General features: G+C 71.4%; 21 protein-coding genes. 5 read left to right on the top strand and 16 right to left on the bottom strand.

All coding sequences use genetic code 11. From position 1 onward, the window contains the following. Positions 1 to 50: 50 nt before the first annotated feature. Positions 51 to 650, bottom strand: coding sequence for a 3-isopropylmalate dehydratase small subunit (gene leuD, locus AC07EG_RS18210; RefSeq protein ID WP_478254274.1), 600 nt, complete (start codon positions 648 to 650; stop codon positions 51 to 53). 59 nt (positions 651 to 709) lie between these two features. Further along, positions 710 to 2,149, bottom strand: a complete 1,440-nt coding sequence (gene leuC / locus AC07EG_RS18205) for a 3-isopropylmalate dehydratase large subunit (RefSeq protein WP_478254273.1) — start codon at positions 2,147 to 2,149, stop codon at positions 710 to 712. A gap of 81 nt (positions 2,150 to 2,230) precedes the next feature. Here leuC and AC07EG_RS18200 point away from each other — a divergent pair, with 81 nt between their 5' ends. Continuing rightward, positions 2,231 to 2,932, top strand: a complete 702-nt coding sequence (locus tag AC07EG_RS18200) for an IclR family transcriptional regulator (RefSeq protein WP_478254272.1) — start codon at positions 2,231 to 2,233, stop codon at positions 2,930 to 2,932. 240 nt (positions 2,933 to 3,172) lie between these two features. On the opposite strand, the gene AC07EG_RS18195 is transcribed toward AC07EG_RS18200, so the two are convergent. The 5 genes from AC07EG_RS18195 to AC07EG_RS18175 form a co-directional block, all read right to left on the bottom strand. Beyond that, complete coding sequence (locus AC07EG_RS18195) at positions 3,173 to 4,057, bottom strand: SDR family oxidoreductase (protein WP_478254271.1); 885 nt, start codon at positions 4,055 to 4,057, stop codon at positions 3,173 to 3,175. A gap of 11 nt (positions 4,058 to 4,068) precedes the next feature. Further along, positions 4,069 to 4,911, bottom strand: coding sequence for a MaoC/PaaZ C-terminal domain-containing protein (locus AC07EG_RS18190; RefSeq protein WP_478254270.1), 843 nt, complete (start codon positions 4,909 to 4,911; stop codon positions 4,069 to 4,071). After that, entirely contained in the window at positions 4,911 to 5,342 is a 432-nt protein-coding gene (locus AC07EG_RS18185) for a type II toxin-antitoxin system Rv0910 family toxin (protein WP_478254269.1), read from the bottom strand. The genes AC07EG_RS18190 and AC07EG_RS18185 overlap by 1 nt, the downstream gene beginning before the upstream one ends. A 19-nt stretch (positions 5,343 to 5,361) precedes the next feature. Beyond that, positions 5,362 to 6,552, bottom strand: a complete 1,191-nt coding sequence (locus tag AC07EG_RS18180; protein ID WP_478254268.1) for a lipid-transfer protein — start codon at positions 6,550 to 6,552, stop codon at positions 5,362 to 5,364. A 95-nt stretch (positions 6,553 to 6,647) separates the two neighbouring features. After that, on the bottom strand, positions 6,648 to 7,694 hold the full coding sequence (locus AC07EG_RS18175; protein WP_478254267.1) for a chitinase: 1,047 nt from the start codon (positions 7,692 to 7,694) through the stop codon (positions 6,648 to 6,650). A 400-nt stretch (positions 7,695 to 8,094) separates the two neighbouring features. Between AC07EG_RS18175 and AC07EG_RS18170 the strand changes: the two genes are divergently transcribed. Genes AC07EG_RS18170 through AC07EG_RS18160 form a run of 3 tightly spaced genes read left to right on the top strand, consistent with a single transcriptional unit; the run spans position 8,095 to position 9,440 of the window. Further along, positions 8,095 to 8,472 carry a sensor histidine kinase gene (locus tag AC07EG_RS18170; protein ID WP_478254266.1) on the top strand — a complete coding sequence of 126 codons (378 nt, stop codon included), beginning with the start codon at positions 8,095 to 8,097 and terminating at the stop codon, positions 8,470 to 8,472. A 39-nt stretch (positions 8,473 to 8,511) separates the two neighbouring features. Continuing rightward, the gene (locus tag AC07EG_RS18165) at positions 8,512 to 8,997 is read left to right on the top strand and encodes an STAS domain-containing protein (protein WP_478254265.1); all 486 of its coding nucleotides are present in this window, start codon (positions 8,512 to 8,514) and stop codon (positions 8,995 to 8,997) included. Positions 8,998 to 9,050: 53 nt separating this feature from the next. Then, the gene (locus AC07EG_RS18160; RefSeq protein WP_478254264.1) at positions 9,051 to 9,440 is read left to right on the top strand and encodes a VOC family protein; all 390 of its coding nucleotides are present in this window, start codon (positions 9,051 to 9,053) and stop codon (positions 9,438 to 9,440) included. Positions 9,441 to 9,443: 3 nt separating this feature from the next. Here the strand turns inward: AC07EG_RS18160 and AC07EG_RS18155 are convergent, their stop codons facing one another. From AC07EG_RS18155 to yczE, 4 genes are all read right to left on the bottom strand, one after another. After that, a complete protein-coding gene (locus tag AC07EG_RS18155; RefSeq protein ID WP_478254263.1) occupies positions 9,444 to 9,947 on the bottom strand; it encodes a hypothetical protein in 504 nt (167 codons plus the stop codon). Between the two features lie 68 nt (positions 9,948 to 10,015). Further along, a complete protein-coding gene (locus AC07EG_RS18150; RefSeq protein WP_478254262.1) occupies positions 10,016 to 10,891 on the bottom strand; it encodes an alpha/beta fold hydrolase in 876 nt (291 codons plus the stop codon). Between the two features lie 10 nt (positions 10,892 to 10,901). Next, positions 10,902 to 12,530 (bottom strand): family 43 glycosylhydrolase, encoded by a 1,629-nt coding sequence (locus tag AC07EG_RS18145; protein WP_478254261.1) that lies wholly within the window; start codon positions 12,528 to 12,530, stop codon positions 10,902 to 10,904. 49 nt (positions 12,531 to 12,579) lie between these two features. Then, positions 12,580 to 13,254, bottom strand: a complete 675-nt coding sequence (gene yczE / locus AC07EG_RS18140) for a membrane protein YczE (RefSeq protein WP_478254260.1) — start codon at positions 13,252 to 13,254, stop codon at positions 12,580 to 12,582. A 62-nt stretch (positions 13,255 to 13,316) separates the two neighbouring features. Here yczE and yczR point away from each other — a divergent pair, with 62 nt between their 5' ends. Beyond that, positions 13,317 to 14,708, top strand: a complete 1,392-nt coding sequence (gene yczR, locus AC07EG_RS18135; protein ID WP_478254259.1) for a MocR-like transcription factor YczR — start codon at positions 13,317 to 13,319, stop codon at positions 14,706 to 14,708. 13 nt (positions 14,709 to 14,721) lie between these two features. Here yczR and AC07EG_RS18130 read toward each other — a convergent pair whose 3' ends face one another. From AC07EG_RS18130 to AC07EG_RS18110, 5 genes are all read right to left on the bottom strand, one after another. Beyond that, positions 14,722 to 14,865 carry a hypothetical protein gene (locus AC07EG_RS18130; protein WP_478254258.1) on the bottom strand — a complete coding sequence of 48 codons (144 nt, stop codon included), beginning with the start codon at positions 14,863 to 14,865 and terminating at the stop codon, positions 14,722 to 14,724. Positions 14,866 to 14,941: 76 nt separating this feature from the next. Further along, positions 14,942 to 15,256: a hypothetical protein gene (locus AC07EG_RS18125; RefSeq protein ID WP_478254257.1), complete on the bottom strand. Its 315-nt coding sequence runs from the start codon at positions 15,254 to 15,256 to the stop codon at positions 14,942 to 14,944. 36 nt (positions 15,257 to 15,292) lie between these two features. Further along, positions 15,293 to 15,526, bottom strand: coding sequence for a hypothetical protein (locus AC07EG_RS18120; RefSeq protein ID WP_478254256.1), 234 nt, complete (start codon positions 15,524 to 15,526; stop codon positions 15,293 to 15,295). A 130-nt stretch (positions 15,527 to 15,656) separates the two neighbouring features. Beyond that, on the bottom strand, positions 15,657 to 17,816 hold the full coding sequence (locus tag AC07EG_RS18115) for an MMPL family transporter (protein ID WP_478254255.1): 2,160 nt from the start codon (positions 17,814 to 17,816) through the stop codon (positions 15,657 to 15,659). A 5-nt stretch (positions 17,817 to 17,821) separates the two neighbouring features. After that, positions 17,822 to 18,427 (bottom strand): TetR/AcrR family transcriptional regulator, encoded by a 606-nt coding sequence (locus AC07EG_RS18110; protein ID WP_478254254.1) that lies wholly within the window; start codon positions 18,425 to 18,427, stop codon positions 17,822 to 17,824. Between the last annotated feature and the right edge of the window lie 50 nt (positions 18,428 to 18,477).

Here is an 18,477-nt window from a genome sequence, read left to right as displayed (position 1 = left end):
GCCGGTCGGCGGGGCCTGTATTCCCTTGTTGAGCAGGGAATCTTCGCAGCTCAGCCGGGTTGCGGGGTGGTCACCGGCTTCCAGGAGGGCCGGGCCGATTCGAACGAATCGATCTCATCGGCGTGTCGCAGGGTGAGAGCGATGTCATCCAGCCCCTCGAGCAGCCGCCAGCGGGTGTAGTCGTCGATCGCGAAGGGCGCGGTGAAGTCCTTGGCTCGCACGGTCTTCTCCCGGAGGTCCACGGTGACCTCCGTGCCGGGGTCGTTCTCGAGCAGCTTCCAGAGCAGCTCGACGTCCGCCTGCTCGCACTGGGCGGCCAGCAGGCCCTGCTTGCCGGAGTTCCCGCGGAAGATGTCGGCGAACCGGGAGGAGATGACCACGCGGAAGCCGTAGTTCATCAGCGCCCAGACCGCGTGCTCCCGCGACGAGCCGGTGCCGAAGTCCGGCCCGGCCACCAGCACGCTGCCCGCCCGGAACGGCTCCTGGTTGAGCACGAACCCGCTGTCCGAGCGCCAGGCGGCGAACAGGCCGTCCTCGAAGCCGGTGCGGGTCACGCGCTTGAGGTAGACGGCCGGGATGATCTGGTCAGTGTCCACGTTGGACCGGCGCAGCGGCACGCCGACGCCGGTGTGGGTGGTGAAGGGGTCCATGATGGGATGACTCCTGGATCTGGGGTGTGACCGGGGCTTTTGCGTCCGCCGGCGGGTACTTACCGGGCGGTACCGGCGGTGGCGGGGACCAGGTCCTCCGGCGAGGACAGCGTGCCCCGCACCGCGGTCGCCGCGGCCACCAGCGGCGAGACCAGGTGCGTCCGGCCGCCCTTGCCCTGCCTGCCCTCGAAGTTCCGGTTGGAGGTCGACGCGCTCCGCTCACCGGGCTTGAGCTGGTCCGGGTTCATCCCGAGGCACATCGAGCAGCCCGCCTGGCGCCACTCCGCCCCGGCGTCGGCGAAGACCTTGTCCAGCCCCTCGGCTTCGGCCGCCTGGCGCACCCGCATCGAGCCGGGGACCACCAGCATCCGCACGCCGTCGGCCACCCGGTGCCCGCGCAGCACCTCCGCGGCCGCCCGCAGGTCCTCGATGCGGCCGTTCGTGCAGGAGCCGAGGAAGACGGTGTCGACCTGGATCTCCCGCAGCGGGGTGCCCGGCTTGAGATCCATATAGGACAGGGCCTTCTCGGCGGCCGAGCGCTCGTTCTCGTCGGCGATGCGCTCCGGGTCGGGCACCGAGTCGCCAAGCGGCAGGCCCTGGCCGGGGTTGGTTCCCCAGGTCACGAAGGGGGTGAGCGCGTCGGCGTCGAGGTGTACCTCGGCGTCGAACTCGGCGTCCTCGTCGGTCTTCAGCTCGCGCCAGGAGGCCACCGCGGCGTCCCAGTCGGCGCCCTTGGGCGCGTGCGGGCGGTCCTTGAGGTAGGCGAAGGTCACCTCGTCCGGCGCGATCATCCCGGCGCGGGCGCCGGCTTCGATGGACATGTTGCAGACCGTCATCCGGGCTTCCATGGACAGCGCCTCGATCGCGCTGCCGCGGTACTCGAGCACGTAGCCCTGCCCGCCGCCGGTGCCGATCTTGGCGATCACCGCGAGGATGACGTCCTTGGCGGTGACGCCGGGGCGCAGCTGCCCCTCGACGTTGATCGCCATCGTCTTGAAAGGACGCAGCGGCAGCGTCTGGGTGGCCAGCACGTGCTCGACCTCCGAGGTGCCGATGCCGAAGGCCATCGCGCCGAACGCGCCGTGGGTGGAGGTGTGGCTGTCCCCGCAGACCACCGTGGTGCCCGGCTGGGTCAGCCCCAGCTGCGGGCCGATCACGTGCACGATGCCCTGCTCGGCGTCGCCCATCGGGTGCAGCCGGACGCCGAACTCCTTGCAGTTGCGGCGAAGCGTGTCGACCTGGGTGCGGGACACCGGATCGGCGATGGGCAGCTCGATGTCGACCGTCGGCACGTTGTGGTCCTCGGTGGCGATGGTCAGGTCCGGACGGCGCACCGGGCGGCCCGCCAGGCGGAGGCCGTCGAACGCCTGCGGGCTGGTGACTTCGTGCACCAGGTGCAGATCGATGTAGAGCAGGTCGGGCTCGGCTCCCTCGCCCCGCCGCACCACGTGGGCGTCCCACACCTTTTCCGCCAGCGTGCGGCCCCGTTTCGAAGACATCAGGGCACCTCCTGAAGAGACTGTTGCCGGGATTATCCCAGGATCTGGACTTCCCAAAGTGCGGGAAGATAGTATCGCGCTGTGGGACAGCATAGCGGTATCGGAGTCCTGGACAAGGCGGTGGCCGTGCTGCAGGCGGTCGCCGAAGATCCGTGCGGGCTCGCCGAACTCTGCAGCCGGACCGGCCTTCCGCGGGCCACGGCGCACCGGCTGGCGGTCGGCCTGGAGGTGCACCGGCTGCTCCGGCGCGGGCCGGACGGGCGGTGGCGGCCGGGCACGGCACTGGCCGAACTCGCCGGTGGCACAACGGATCCGCTGCTCGACGCGGCGGGCTCGGTGCTGCCGAAGTTGCGGGACATCACCGGCGAGAGCGTGCAGCTCTACCGCCGGGACGGGGTGCAGCGGGTGTGCGTGTCGACCGCGGAGCCGCCGAGTGGCCTGCGCGACACCGTGCCGATCGGCTCACGCCTGCCGATGACCGCCGGTTCCGGCGCGAAGGTGCTCGCCGCGTGGTCGGATCCGCACACCCAGCGCGCGATCCTGACCGACGCGGTCTACGGGGAGCGCACGCTGCTGGAGGTCCGGCGGCGCGGCTGGGCGCAAAGCGTCGCCGAACGCGAGCCCGGTGTGGCGAGCGTCTCGGCGCCGGTGCGGGATTCCGGCGGCACGGTGGTCGCCGCGGTCTCGGTTTCCGGGCCGATCGAGCGCATCGGGCGGAAACCGGGCGCGCGCTGGGCGGCGGACCTGCTCGCCGCCGCGGAAGCGCTCCAGGAACGCCTCTGAGCGAGCGCCGGGAGCGGGTCGTCCTCCGCGTTCGACGCGGGGCACGCCCACTCCCGGTGTCGTGGACGGCCGACTCAGCCGCAGCTCCCGCAGCAGCCGCAGTTGGCACCGGTGCAGGAGCTGCAGCAGTTGCATCCACCCATCGCGGAACCACCTTCCCATCGGGACACCCGATCCGCTTCCAGGGTAGGAAGGTGACTCCGCGCGGTACACCGCTCACAGAGTGGTATGCGGGTTCGACTATGTGAGCGACCACGAACCGAGGCGCGAAGCCACCTCGTCGATCGTCCACGGGTCGTCGGTCTCGGTGGTCTCGGCGGCGGTCCAGCCCCGCAGTCGCTGGATGGACCCGCCCTGCACGGCGAAGACCTGGCCGTTGTGCGGGCAGTCCGCGGTGGCCAGGTAGGCCACCAGCGGCGCGATGTTGGCCGGCGCGAAGGCGTCGAACTCCCCGGCTCCGACCTCCTGCGCGAAAATCGCGCCCATGCCCGGAGTGGCCAGCGTGAGCCGCGTTCGCGCGATCGGGGCGATGGCGTTCACCCGCACGCCGTAGCGCTCCAGCTCCGCCGCGGCCACCAGCGTGAGCGCGGCGATGCCCGCCTTCGCCGCGCCGTAGTTCGCCTGCCCGGCGTTCGGCAGCGTGGTGCCGGAGGCCGACGCCGTGTTGATCACCGCAGCGGCAACGGGTTCCCCGGCCTTCGACCGCGCCTTCCAGTGCGCGGCCGCGTGGTGCAGCACCGCGGCGTGCCCCTTGAGGTGCACCGCGATCACCGCGTCCCACTGCGCCTCGTCCATCCCGGCGAGGAAGGCGTCGCGCAGGATGCCCGCGTTGTTCACCACCACGTCGAGCCGCCCGAACTCGGTCACCGCCTGCTCGACCAGCTGCCGGGCACCGTCCCAGGAAGCCACGTCGGCCGTGCTGGCGACGGCTTTCCCGCCGGCGCCGGTGATCTCGGCCACCACTTCGGCGGCGGGCCCGGCGTCGGCCCCGCTGCCGTCGTTGGCGCCACCGAGGTCGTTGACCACCACCGCGGCCCCTTCGGCGGCGAACAGCAGCGCGTGCTCGCGGCCGATCCCCCGGCCGGCCCCGGTGATCACGGCCACCCGCCCGTCCAGTGCGCCCATGCTCGTTCCCTTCAGCCGATTTCGGCGAGGCCGTCGGTGAGCACCACCTGCGCCCCCGCGGTGGTTTCGAAGGCGCAGGCACCGGGGGCCGTGCGCCAGAAGCGGGTGTGCAGGTCCTGCCCGGGGAAGACCGGTTTGGCGAAGCGGACGGCCAGCCGCCGCAGGCGGGTCACGTCCGAGCCGGCCAGTTCGGTCAGCGCCGCCCACGAGGCGAACGCCAGGCTGCACAGGCCGTGCACGATGATGCCGGGCAGCCCGGCCTCCTTGGCGACCTCCTCGTCGAGGTGGATCGGCATCGGGTCGCCGGCGGCGGGACCGTAGCGGAAGGTCTGGTCCTCGTCGACGTGCTGCGTGAGTTCCGCCACCGGCGGCTGGTCGCGGAGCGCTTCGTCGAACCGGTGCCCCGGCGGGAGTTCCCCGACCTGCTCCCCGGCGTCGAACCCGCGGACGACGAAGGTCACGTACTGCTCGTTGACCGGTTCCCCGGCGGTGGTGCGGGTTTCCAGGTGGACCCCGGCCGCGGTGCCCTTCGGCCTGCCGCGGTAGCCGAGCATCCTGGCCCTGGCCACCAGTTCGTCGCCGGGGCGGATCGGCCGGTGGAACCGGAAGTCCTGCTCGCCGTGCAGCACCCGGCCGAGCAGCGGCAGCGGCACCACCTCCAGCGCCGGTTCCAGCAGCGACTGGAACACCGGCACGATGGCGAAGACCGGGCTCGCCACCGCACCGTCCCGGTGCGCCGGGATCGGGTCGCTGGTGGCGGCGGCGTACTCGGCGATCCGCTCGGCGGTCACGTCGAACCGGACCTCGTCCGTCCACTTCCCCAGCGTCGCGGGGTCGAACGCCAGTTCGCCCATCACGACACCAGTGCGGCGAAGTTCTCCAGCGACCGGTCCAGGTTCTTCTTGGCGTCCTTCTCCACCGCCTTGCCCAGCGCGCCGACGATCATCTGCCCGGTGAACTCGGCGTCGATGGTGGCGGTCGACCGCTCCCCCGCCGCCGCCACGCGCAGTTCGAAGGTGACCTTGACCCCGGCCATCCCGGTGCCGGAGATGACCAGCCGGTTCGGCGCGTCGAACTCGTCGACCGTCCACGCGATGGCGTTCGCCATGCCCAGCATGGTGACCACCTCGGTGGCCCGCGCCCCCTGCCGGAACTCCGCGGGCACCTCGCCCTTCCACTTGGTGTGGATGGTCAGCCACTTCTCGAAGTTGTTCGGGTTCGAGAACTCCGCCCAGACCTTCTCCTGGCCGGCGGGCAGTTCCACGGACGCGTTGACCTTGCCCATGTTTCCTCCTCGGGGTTCTTCAGCGCTCGGCGCGCTGGTAGGCGGTGACCACGGCGGCCCCGCCGAGGCCGATGTTGTGCTGCAGGGCGGCGTCGACGCCGTCGACCTGCCGCCTGCCCGCGGTGCCGCGCAGCTGCCAGGTCAGTTCGGCGCACTGCGCCAGCCCGGTGGCGCCGAGCGGGTGCCCCTTCGAGATCAGCCCGCCGGACGGGTTGACCACCCACTTGCCGCCGTAGGTGGTCGCGCCGTCGTCGACCAGTTGCCCGGCTTCCCCGTCGGCGCACAGGCCGAGGGCTTCGTAGAGCAGCAGTTCGTTGGCGGAGAAGCAGTCGTGCAGCTCGATCACCCCGAAGTCGGCCGGGCCGAGGCCGGACTGCTCGTAGACCCGCCGCGCGGCGCGCACGTTCATGTCGTGGCCGACGATGTTCTTCGCGCTGCCGTCGAAAGTGGACCGGGAGTCGGTGGTCATCGCCTGGCCGACGATCTCCACCGCCTGCCCGGCCAGTCCGTGCTCCTCCACGAAGGCCGCACCGGCCAGCACCGCCGCCCCGGAACCGTCCGAAGTGGGCGAGCACTGCAGCTTGGTCAGCGGGTCGTAGATCATCCGCGAGCCGAGGACGTCGTCCAGTGTGTACTCGTCCTGGAACTGCGAGTACGGGTTGTGGACCGAGTGCCGGTGGTTCTTCAGGCCGATCTTCGCGAAGTGCTCGGCGGTGGTGCCGTACTGCCTCATGTGCTCGCGCCCGGCGGCGCCGAACATCCACGGCGCGGGCGGGAAGAGCACCTCGGAGATCTCCGCCAGCGCCTGCAGGTGGCTGGCCAGCGGCTGCTCGCGGTCGTCGAAGGTGGAGCCGAGCGAACCGGGCTGCATCTTTTCGAAGCCCAGCGCCAGCACGCAGTCCGCCTGCCCGCTCCTGACCGCCTGCGCGGCCAGGTACAGCGCGGTCGAGCCGGTGGAGCAGTTGTTGTTGACGTTGACGATCGGGATGCCGGTCAGGCCCAGTTCGTAGACCGCGCGCTGCCCGGAGGTCGACTCGCCGTAGACGTACCCGACGTAGGCCTGCTCGACCCGCTCGTAGCCGATCCCGGCGTCCGCCAGCGCCTTGGTCCCCGCCTCCTTCGCCATCTGCGGGTAGTCCCAGTCCGCCCGGCGCCCCGGCTTCTCGAACTTGGTCATGCCGACCCCGACGACGTACACCCTGTTCGCCACGACGGCCTCCTTCCGTGCCGCCGCAATTACATACCAACAGGAATGTATCTTTCAAGGGCAGATCCCCCGTGAGCGTGCTCACGGGGGATCCGGGGTCAGCGGCCCTGGAGCGACTTCACGTTGTCGCCGAAGGTCCAGTTCCGGGAACCGTCCCAGTTGATCGACCAGGTCATCAGGCCCTTGAGGTTGCCGGAGAAGGCCTTCCACGCCTGCCCGACCAGACTCGGCGACATGTGCCCGCCACCGGCACCCGGCTGCGCGGGCAGCCCCGGCACCTGCTTGTCGAACGGCACCCGGATCGTCGTGCCCTGGATCACCAGGCCCTGGTTCAGGCAGTTGGTCTGCACGGTGAAGCCCTGGACCGTGCCCGCCTGGTACGAGTCACCGGAACAGCCGTACATGCTGCCGTTGTAGTACTGCATGTTCAGCCACCACAGCCTGCCGTTGTCCGCGTACTTCTTGATGATCGGCAGGTAGGCGCCCCAGATCGAGCCGTAGACCACGCTGCCGCCGGTGACGTAGGCGGTCTCCGGCGCCATGGTCAGCCCGAAGTTCGACGGCATCTGGGCCAGCACGCCGTCGATGATGCGGATCAGGTTCGCCTGCGACGGCGACGGCGAGTTGATGTTCCCGCTGCCCACCAGGCCGGTCTCGATGTCGATGTCGATGCCGTCGAAGTTGTACTTCTTCAGGATCGGCACGATCGTGGCGACGAACCGGTCGGCCACCGCACTGGAGTTGAGGTCGATCCCGGCGGTGGCGCCGCCGATCGACATCAGGATGGTGGCCCCGGCTTCCTTGGCCGCGCACATCTCGGCGGGTGTGGCGACCTTCACCGTGGAATCCATGCCGTCCTCCCACAGCACCGTGCCGTCGGAGCGGATCACCGGGAAGGCCGCGTTGATCACGTTGTAGCCGTGCTGGCGGATGCGGGGGTCGTTGATCGGGATCCAGCCCAGCGGCGGGTGCACGCCGTTGGAGGCGCCGTCCCAGTTCTCCCAGTAACCCTGGAGCACCTTGCCGGCCGGCTTGGACTTCACCGGACAGGTCTCGGCCTCGGGCGCGGCGCCCGCCGGACCCGCCGGGATGAACACCGCCAGCAGCGCGGCGAGGGTGAACAGGCGTGCTTTACGACCGAACATACGCAGCTCCCTAGTAAGCGTCGTTGCCACAGCGGAGAGAACACGGCCGTCGGCTCAAGATAACCACCGGCGGGACAGTGGCAGTACCTACTTTCGGGTGGTCTAGACCATATTGTTGGCCACGCCTCCGGCGTGGCGGCGAGGTCGCTTCGGACCCGGTGGGCGGAGGCAGGCGCGACGGGCCGCCCCAGCGGCACGGCGTGCCTGCCTCCGTCCACCGGCGCGACCTCGCGTGCGGTGTGGGTTTACCGAAGCTGTGTGATCGTTGGGGCGGCGCGGGCGCCGTGGCGCTGGGCGGGTGGGAACACCGTCCCTTGGGGCAGGAGGCACCTCATCGGCCCCGGCGTCGGTTGATCTTGTGGCACGGCAAAGGCACTGGCGGGGGTTCGAACCGGCCGGGGTGGACCCCCTTCCGCATCGGCAGGTCCTGCTGAACCTGCTCGGCAACGCGGCGAAGTTCAGCCCGCCGGGCACCCCGATCCGGCTCACCCCGCGGACCGAGGGCGCGTGCGCGGAGATCGCGGTGACCGACCAGGGGCCGGGCATCGCGCCGGAGCACCGCGACCGGCTGTCCGGCAAGTTCGAGCGGCTCGGCAGCACGCACCGGGGCACCGGGCTGGGGCTCTGCACCTCGAAGGCGATCGCCGGGGCGCACCGGGGTGATCTGGTGCTGGCCGACAGCGGGCCGGGTGGCAGCACCTTCGTGCTGTCCCTGCCGATCGTGCTCGGGCGGGCCGGAACGGCCCTGCCGGACACCGGCCGTGCACTAGAAAGCTAAACCCCCGTTGCGCTGCCGGGGTCACCGGCCCGGAGCATAATGGGCCTTGCTCGGGAATTTCTTCCGCCAGACCAACGCGAGGAGCCGACCTTGCCACGGGACGGTGACCTGTCCGTAGACCTTCGCGTGCACCGCAGCGGAGTCGTCATCGGTTGCGTGACCGGAGACGCCGACCGGCTCGGCGCCCCCGCACTCAACCGGTTCACCAGGCGGCGCATCGCGGCCGGCGAGGACTTCATCCTGGACCTGCGCGGCCTCGGCTTCCTCGGGGCCGCCGGCCTGGTGACCCTGCTGGAAGCCGCCGCCGCGGCGGCCGAGGAGCACGTCTCGTGGGCCATGGTGACCTGGGGGCCGGTGGTGAACCGCGTGGTCGAAGCCACCGGGGTGAGCACCGTGCTGCCGGTCCACCCCACGCTCATCGACGCGCTCGCCGACGTCGAAGCGAGCAGGCGCCGGTTCGACCGCACCCCCGCCCGCGCCGCGGTCACGGAGCCGAGGCGGCGGTCCGGGGTGCCCCCGGCCTGATCGATCAGGATTCGAGAAGCACCGCCACCCCCCGCGTGCCTATCGTGGCCGCCATGAAGACGAAATTGCAGGTCAGCACCATCATGCTCGGTGTCAGGGACGTGGCGCGCGCCAAGGAGTTCTACGTCGGCGGGCTCGGCTGCGAGGTCGAGCAGGACCACCCCGGCTTCGTCAGGTGCAACGCCGGTGCGGTGGCGCTGGCGCTCTACGAATGGGAGGCGGCGGCTGCCGACGCCGGGGTTCCCGCAGAGGGGTCCGGATTCCGCGGTTCCTCCTTCCACTACCTCACCGGCTCGCGGGACGAGGTGGACGAGGTGATGCGGGCCGCGGTGGCGGCGGGTGCCACCGCGGTCCAGGAGGCGACCGCCGCCGAATGGGGCGGTTACTCCGGTTACTTCAGCGATCCCGACGGCTACCTGTGGAAGGTGGCCACCGCTTCCTGAGCCTCAGGCGGTGTACGGTCCGCGTTGCTCCAGGGTGGGGCTCACCTGCGGATCGGCACCGGCCTGGCCGGGTACCGGGGTGACGGCGGTGTCCGCCGACGATTCCTCGGCGGGCCGCACCACCACACCGTTTTCGTTGCGGTAGACCATTTCCTGCCGCGGGAGGTCCTGCCGCTGCTGGTACTCGCGCTCCCTTCGCTGCCGCGACAGCGAGCCGATGGTGATCGCGTGCGCGGCCGCCAGCAGCAGCAGGAACACCCCGAACTTGCCGATCAGCACGGTGCTCGAGCCGGGTTCGCCGATGTTCACGATGGACAGCAGCGCCAGCACACCGAGGCCGACCAGGTGGAACACCATCACCACCATCCTGGCCATGGTGGCGTCGGCGGACGAACCGCCGTCGGAATTGGCCGCGTAGCGACGGCCGTTGCGGTACAGGATCTGCCCGTCGGCGAACACCATCAGCGCGCCGATGAGCAGGAAAACGAGATAGTCGTTGTCGGCCACGTCGCACCCCTTTCCAGCACGGGGTGGGTACCCGGGTGCCGCTGGGCGGACCCCGGATCAGCCGGATGTCACCTGATCGAGTCGAACCAGCGCAGCACCCGCTCGGCCACCTCGTCCGGCTGCTCCAGGTGCAGGAAGTGGCCGGCGTCGCGCAGCACCGCCACGTCCGAGCCGGGCGCGAGGCCGCGGTACGCCTGCTCGAAGTGCTCGGCGGAGATGCAGCCGTCGTCCGCGCCCGCCAGCACCAGCAGCGGTTTGCCCGCCGTGGCCTCGGTCCGGCCGCCGAACTCGGCCAGTGCCGGGTCGTGCCTGCTGGGGTCGAAGTTGGCGCGGTAGATCTTCAGCGAGTTCGCGATGAAGCGCTCGTCGCCGTACATCCGGTGGATGCGCTCGCGGTGCTCCGGCGTCGGCGTCAGCCCCGGTGACCAGGTGGCCCACAGGTAGTCGATCAGCTTGCGGTCCAGTTGCAGCACCATCTCGGCGAGCCCTTCGATGGTGAACAACCACATGTAGAACAGCCGTTGCTGCTGCGCGGGGTCGGACAGCGCGGCGCTCAGCGTGGCCGGCGGCGGCACCGCCATCGTCACCCCCCGGCGCAGCGTTTCCGGCCAGGCGGCGGCCACCCGGCCGACCATGCCCGCCCCGACGTCGTGCCCGATCATGTCGACGCCGCCGGGGTCGATGGCCCTGGCCACGGCCGCGGCGTCGGCGGCGAAGGTGATGCTGCCGCCGTAGTCCAGCGCGTCCGCCGTGTCCGGGTGGAAGCCCCGCAGGTACGGCGCGATCACCCGCCTGCCCGCCGCCACCAGCCGCTCGGCCAGCGGCTCGAAGGTGGCCGGGTGGTCCGGGAAACCGTGCCAGCACACCACCACCGGCCCGTCCCCCGCGGCCAGTGCCGGGAAATCGAGCCGGTCGGTCTCGACGACGATCTCCTCGAAGTCCATGCGGCCCAGCTTAGCCGTGACTGAGCACCGGGATGAGGGTTTTGCTCTGCGCCACATCGGTGTACGAACCGTCGGCCCGCAGCCGCTGGTACCCGACCTCCAGCACGGCGGCGCCGTGACGCGGCACGGTCACGGTGACGTGGCCGCCGTCGACGGTGACCGTGCCCGCGTTCGCCGGGATGAGCCCGGCCCGCAGGCGGTTCAGCGGATTGGCCAGGTCGAAGGCGGCACCCGGCGCGCTGCGCACGGTGATCTCGGTACCGCCGGGCACCCCGGGACGCAGGTGCAGCAGGCGTTCGCCCGCCCGGACGCGCAGCGGGCCCACCCCCGACGGCATCGGCTGGTCGGCGGTGGTCAGGTCGATGGCGAGCGCACCGGACACCCGCACCCGCGAGCTGTACAGCCGCCGGTTGTCCGTAGTGGACGGACGGCCGTGGTGCACGTAGAACTGCTCCCGGCCGTCCGGTGAGGCGGTGATGCTGCCGTGGCCGGTCGAATGGACACCCTGCGCCGGGTCCTGGGCGAGCACCGGGTTCGCCGGGCTCTTGCGCCACGGCCCGAGCGGGCTGTCCGCCGTCGCGTAACCGACGCCGTAGTGCTCGTTCTCGAAGTTGTTCGCCGAATACGTCAGGCGGTAGACCGGTTTGCCGTGCTCGTCGGTGGTGCGGACGGTGGTCGAACCTTCGGCCCAGCGGCGGTCCTTCTTCGCCCCGCCCGTTTTCGCGTAGTCGTCGACGTGCGCGTTCTCCCACGCCTGCTTGTCCGAACCGTAGGCCAGGATCGGGGTGAAGCCGTCCTTGCGGGTGCCCGGCGGGTCCGCGGGGTCCAGGTTGGTGTCGCGGTAGGACGGTGCGATCGCCGGTTTGGTGCTGCCGCTGGGATCGTGCCACCAGTCGGTGGTCAGCTCGACCGCGTAGATGTTGGACTCCTCGACGTACTTGCCGAGATCGGTGTCCCACACCCAGTTCCGGTAGGCGTTGCGGGAGAAGTAGAGGTAGATCCGGCCGTCCGCGTCGAAGAAGACGTTGGGGTCGATGAACGGGAGGTAGGTGCCCAGCGGCGCCGTCTGCCCTTCGGCCAGGGTGGCGGGCGGCTTCTTCTGCTCGGCGTCCATGAGCAGGTTGACGTCGTGGTAGTCCGGGTCGTACGGGTGGTAGTCCAGCGGCCCCGGGGCCACGTCGCGGAACGGGCCGGCGGGTGAGTTCGAGACCGCGACGCCCACCTTCGACGGTTCCTCGAAGTCCGCGTACTTGAAGTGCTCGGCGACGTTCTGGTTCATCCGTCCCGAGTAGAACAGGTAGTACAGCCCGGTCCGCTCGTTGTGGTACAGCTCCGGCGCCCAGAACCAGTCGTGCGCCCAGGTGCCCGCCTCGCCCGCTTCGAGCGCGCCACCGGGCAGGTGCTCCCAGGTGGCCAGGTCGGGTGAGCGGTAGATGCCGAAGTGGTGGCCGGGATCGGCGCCCTCGGTGGAGTAGGCGTAGTAGTAACCGCTCGCCCGGTCGAAGTGGACGAACGGATCGGCGCCGGGGGTGGCGGCGTTGTTGAAGTACGTGGGGGCGGGCCTGCCCGTCTTCGCCGTCGCGGGTACCGCGCCCGCGAACAGGAGCAGCCCGACCAGGAGGAGAACGCTCTTGCGCACCGGCTACCCCTGTTTCCTCTTGTTGTTTCTTGTCGATTGTCGGGTATTTTCAGCCGGGTTTCTCCGGCTTGTCAAGCAGGCCGTCCCCGGGCAGGCGCACCGTGGTGAGCCGCAGGAACTGCTGCACCAGCGGGCCCATCGCCAGCGCGATCACGAGGGTGCCGAACCCGGCCGTGCCGCCGAGGCTCCAGCCTGCGGTCAGCACGGCCACCTCGATTCCCGTCCGCACCAGCCAGATCGGCCTGCCGGTGACCCGCACGGCCCCGGTCATCAGCCCGTCACGCGGCCCGGAACCGAACCGGGCGCCCAGGTAGACCGCGTCGAAGAAGCTCAGCATGAGCAGGCCCAGCAGGTAGTAGCCGAACTGCGCGGCGAGCGACCCCGGCCGCGGCAGGAACCAGACCGCGAAGTCCGCCGAAAGCCCGACCAGCAGCACGTTGAGCAGCGTGCCGAGGCCGGGCAGTTCGCGGAGCGGGAGCCAGAAGAGCAGCACGGCCACCGCGATCAGGTTGGTCGCCCAGCCGAAGCTCAGCCCTGTGCGGTCCGAGACGCCTTCGGCGAGCACGCTCCAGCTCGACGCACCCAACCCGGACTCGACCAGGAAGGTGACGGAAACGCCGTACCCGACCAGGCCGAGGAGGAGCTGGGGCACGCGGCGGGCTTTGCGCCCGGCCCGCAGTTGCTCGCCCGCGGTCATCCGCCGGGCCACGGCGTCGGTGCTCATGCCGGTGATCATGCGATCCGTCTGGCCTTGAGAGAAAGGGCCAGATCGGCAACGCTGGCCCGGTGCACACCAGCAGCCACGCGCTCGCCCGCCTGCTCGGCGACTTCTCGGCCGGGCCGGGACCGGCCCACCGGCGGCTCAGCGACCTGATCCGCCTGCTCATCCTCGACGGCCGCCTGCCGCTGGCCACCGCGCTGCCCGGCGAACGCGATCTGGCGGCGGTGCTCGGGATCAGCCGCACCACCGTGTCCACCGCCTACGCCACCCTGCGGGACCAGGGTTACCTCAGCACCCGCGATCGGGCGCGGAGCCGGACCAGGGTGCCGCCGGGCGACCGGCAGCCGGAGCCCGGCCCCCCGGGACCGGAGCTGGTCGACTTCTCGCACGCGGCCTCCCCCGCCCCCGGAGAGGCGCTGCACCGGGCGTTCACCCGCGCACTGGACCAGCTGCCGCGCTACCTGCCGCGCCACGGTTACGCCGGGGTCGGGCTGGATGAGCTGCGGGCGGCCGTGGCCCGGCGGTACACCGACCGCGGCCTGCCGACGACGGCGGAGCAGATCCTGGTCACCAACGGCGCGCAGCACGCGTTCAGCCTGCTCGTGCGAACCCTGCTGCGGCCGCGTGACCGGGTGGTGACCGAGCACCCGAGCTATCCGCACGCCTTGCAGGTGCTGCGGACGGCGGGGTGCCGGATCACCCCGGTGGCCCTCCTGGACGGCGGCTGGGACATCGACGGGCTGCGGGCGGCCGCGCGCGGGGCGGCTCTGGCGTTCCTGATCCCGGACTTCCACAACCCGACCGGGCTGCTGATGTCCGAGGTGGACCGTTCACGGCTGCGGCTGGACTGCCCGGTGGTGGTGGACGAGACGATGGCGGACCTGGCGCTGGACGCCGATCCGCCGGTCCCGCTCGCCGCGCACCACCCGGGCGCCATCTCGATCGGCTCGGCGTCGAAGACCTTCTGGGGCGGGCTGCGGGTCGGCTGGCTGCGGGCGGACCGGGACCTGGTGCAGCGCCTGGCGCAGGCCCGCGCCGGCACCGATCTCGGTACGCCGGTGGTGGAGCAACTGGCCTGCGCCGAACTGCTCGGGGACCTCGACCGGTTGCTGCCGGATCGCTTGGCGGAACTGCGCACCCGGCGGGCGCTGCTGCTGGACCTGGTCGCCGATCGACTGCCGGATTGGCGGGCCGGCCGTTCGATGGGCGGGTTGTCGGTGTGGGCGCGGCTCCCCGCCCCGATCAGCTCGGCGCTGGCGGCGGTGGCCCCGCAGTTCGGCGTGCACCTGGCGGCTGGCCCACGGTTCGGGGTGGGGGGCGCTTTCGAACGGTTCGTGCGGTTGCCGTTCTCCTTGGACCGCACCGCCATGACCACGGGCGTCGAGGGCATCGCGGCGGCGTTCGCCGCCGTCCAACACGGGCGGCGCGCCGACACCCCACCGGTCCCCCTGGTGTGACCACGTCGGCGGCTCACGACCCGGCCGCCAGCCGCTCGACCGCCGCGCCCAGCGGAGCGCACTGACCGACGTGCCGCTTGCGTTCCGGCTTCCACCAGGTCTTCGGCCGCCACCACATCGGCCCACGGCTCAGCTCACCCGGCATCGTTTCGCGCACGACACCCGGCGGATGCCTGCCACCAGGAAGCGGGTCCGGTGGCGAACCTCTGCCACCGGCGCGACCAGCTGGGTGGCTACCCCGGCAGGCCCGCGCGGTACGCCATGCCGCGCAGCTCCCGGCCCACCGCATCGTGCTTCGCCTTCGCGAGCAGTTCGGAAAGGACGGAGCGCATGAACGGGTGCCGGTGGATCCGCGCCGGAGAGATCGGCACGGCACAGCACGGCATCAGCACGGCTTCGTCGTGGCGCTTCGGCACGCGGGCCAGGGCACGCCCGTGCTCCCGCCAGTACGCGGCCTGTCGTGTCGGTGACGGCAGCGCACCGGGGTCCACGGTGCGCCCGAGCTCGGCGGCTTCCCCGTGCTCACCGGCCTCCAGGGCCACCGACATGCGCCACACCCCGACGTTCGACGGGCCGAAGCCGAATCACAGGGCGTTGCCCTCGCCGGTGCGCTGCGCCAGTTCGTCGGCGTGGTCCAACGCCGCGGCGCGGCCCGCCTGGTCGTTACGCGCGGCGGCCACCCATGACGGGGTCAGCGCCGGCATCCCGCTCGCCTGCATCGCCTCGCTGGTGGCCGTGCCGGGGGTCGGCTTCGGCGAGTGTGCGCGCTGCCGTCTCGAACCCGCCGGCTGCGACTTCCAGCGCGTTGGCCAGCTCAAGCGGACCACCTACTTCGCGGAGCCGACCTCGCAGAGCCATCCCGGCAGGCCAGCCGAGGTGAGCTTCTCCGCCGTTCGCAACGCGGAAGTGGGGCGCTCCCCGCGAGAAGCGCCCCACTCCCCCCTTCACTCAGCGACCAGCGTCCACCTTCTGACGAGCCTCGGCCGCAGGCTTCCGCTCCTCCGTCAACGCCGCGCCTTCGACGTCCAGTTCCGGCAGCCACCGCAGCCACTTCGGCAGCCACCAGGCCCGTTCCCCGAGCAGCGCCAGGGCGGCTGGCACCAGCACCATCCGGACCACGAAGGCATCGGCCAGGATGCCGATGGCCAGGGCGAAGGCGATCGACTTGATCGCCGGTTCACCCGCGGGCACGAAGCCGGCGAAGACGAAGAACATGATCAGCGCCGCCGCGACGACCACCGGGGCGGCCTGCCGGAAGCCGGTGGTGATGGCGTCCTTCGGTGAAGCGCCGCGGTGGTGCGCCTCGTGCATCCGCGACACCAGGAAGATCTGGTAGTCCATCGCCAGCCCGAACAGGATGCCGATGACCAGGATCGGCGTCAGGCTGATCAGCGGGCCCGGCGCGTCGAGGTTCACCACGTCGGCGAGCCAGCCCCACTGGAACACCGCGACCGTCGCGCCGAGCGAAGCGCCGACGGTGAGCAGGAAGCCCAGCACCCCGACCAGCGGCACCAGCAGCGAGCGGAACACCAGGACCAGCAGCAGCAACGCCAGGCCGACCACGATCACCAGGTAGATCGGCAGCGCCTCGTCGAGCGAGACGGCCACGTCCACGCTGACCGCGGTGGCCCCGGTGACCGAAGCTTCCACACCGTCGAGACCCGACAGGTAACCCCGCAGGTCGTCGACCAGGTGCTCGGTGGCTTCGCTGGTGGGCCCGGACTCCGGGATCACCGTCAGCATGGCGAAACCGGGGCCGGGCCGCGGCGGCGCGACCACGGCGGTGTCCTCGATCGCGTCGATCGGGCCCATCGCCCGGGTGGCCGCTTCGGCCGCGGCGGGGCCTTCGAACAACACGATGATCGGCCCGTTCACGCCCGCGCCGAACGCGTCGGTGAGCAGCTGCTCGGCCCGTTCCTGGGTGCTGTCCGCCGCCGGGATCTGCACCAGCGTGGTGCGCATCGAGGTGACCGGCACCGCGATGGCGCCCAGCCCGACGATGGCCAGCAGCAGCGCGACGACCCGGCGCCCGGTGACGGTGCGGATCCAGCCCTCGTGGAACTTGCCCTCCGGCTCCGCGCCGACCGGCTCGGACCGCTGCTTGCGCGGCAGCGCGCGCTTGCCGAGGAAACCGAGCACCGCCGGGACCAGCGTCACCGCGACCAGCACGGCGACCACGATGGTGGCGGCCGCGGCCACGCCCATCTGGGTCAGGAACGGGATGCCGACCACGATCAGCCCCAGCAGCGCGATCACCACGGTGATGCCCGCGGTGACCACCGCCGAACCGGCCGTGCCGACCGCCGTGGCGATCGCGGTGGGCACGTCCCGGCCTTCCCGCAGTTCGTGCCGGTAGCGGTTGATGATGAACAACGCGTAGTCGATGCCCACGGCCAGGCCGAGCATGCCGGCCAGCGCCGAGGTGGTGGACTGCAGGTCCATGAACCCGGTGGCGATGGTGATGCCGAGCACGCCGATGCCGACGCCGACACCCGCGGTGAGCAGGTTCATCCCGGCGGCCACCAGCGAGCCGTAGGTCAGCGCGAGGATCACCAGCGCGAGCACCACGCCGACGGCCTCGGTGGCCCCGCCGATGTGCGGCGCGACCATGGTCGCCTCACCCTTGACCTCGGCGGTGAACCCACCGGCCCGCGCCTGCTCCACCGCGGCGAACAGGGCCGACTGCTGCTCCTCGGTCACCCCGCCCGGCGGCGCCGAGTAGTTGACCGTGCTGTAGGCGGTGGTCAGCTCGGGGTTGATCGCCGGGGCGGCCGGGTCCAGCGGGTTGGTCGCCCCCACCGCCCCCGGCAGCGTGTTCAGCCTGGCCACCAGGCCGCCGACCACCTGCGCGTTCTCCGGCGTGGTCAGCACCTGCCCCGGCGGGGCCTGCACGACCACCTGGGCGGTCGCCCCGCCCCCACCGGCGCTCTTGATCTTCTCCAGCGCCGTGGTCGACTCCTGGCCGGGGATGGAGAAGTTGTTCGAAGTGGTGCCGGACAGGGTCAGCGCGCCGACGCCGGAGGCGAGCAGCACCGCCAGCCACAGCAGGACCACGGCCAGCCGTCGCCGCTGGGCGGCGAAGCCGAGCCGGTACAACAGACGTGCCATCGGGATCAAGCCTCCACGGGGGGTTGGGGAGCAGCGGGAGGAGCGGGGTCCGCGGGGCCGTGGCCCAGCGCGGCGGTGCAGGTCGCGACGATCAGCGGCCGCCAGGTGGTCTTCTCCTCGCGGTGGTTGGCGGCCAGGGTGAGCACGGCCAGCGCGCTCAGCGCACCGACCACCCGGACCAGGCGCTCCGGCCGGGCCGAGGTGCCTTCGCTGAGGTCGACGCCGAAGATCTGCGAGACGAACATGTCCTCCGCGGCGAGCGCGGGCTCGGCCTCGGGAGCGGTCACCGCGCGGAACGCCAGGGCCACCAGCCCCGGGCGGTCCAGCGCGATGTCGGTGAGCAGGTCGAGCGCGCGCACGTCCCGCTCCGGACCCGGCGGCAGCGCTGCCAGCCGGTCGAGCACGCGCCTGCCCTGCTCCCTTGCCACGTCCTGCGCGGCCGCGTAGAGCGCTTCCTTGTTCGGGAAGTGGTGCAGCAGGCCGGCTTTGGACAGGCCGACCGCGTCCGCCACCGACTTCAGCGTCGTCTGGGCGTACCCGTGCTGGGCGAACAGGGCGGCGGCGCGGTCGAGGATCTCCTCGTCCGCGTGCTGCCGGAAGGGTCGGGCCACGGTGCTCACGCTAACGAGTTACCTACCGAACTGGTCGGTAAACCGACCAA

The sequence above is a fragment of the Amycolatopsis sp. NPDC045836 genome (genome assembly GCF_056431745.1).
This window is presented reverse-complemented; position numbering and strand designations above follow the sequence as displayed.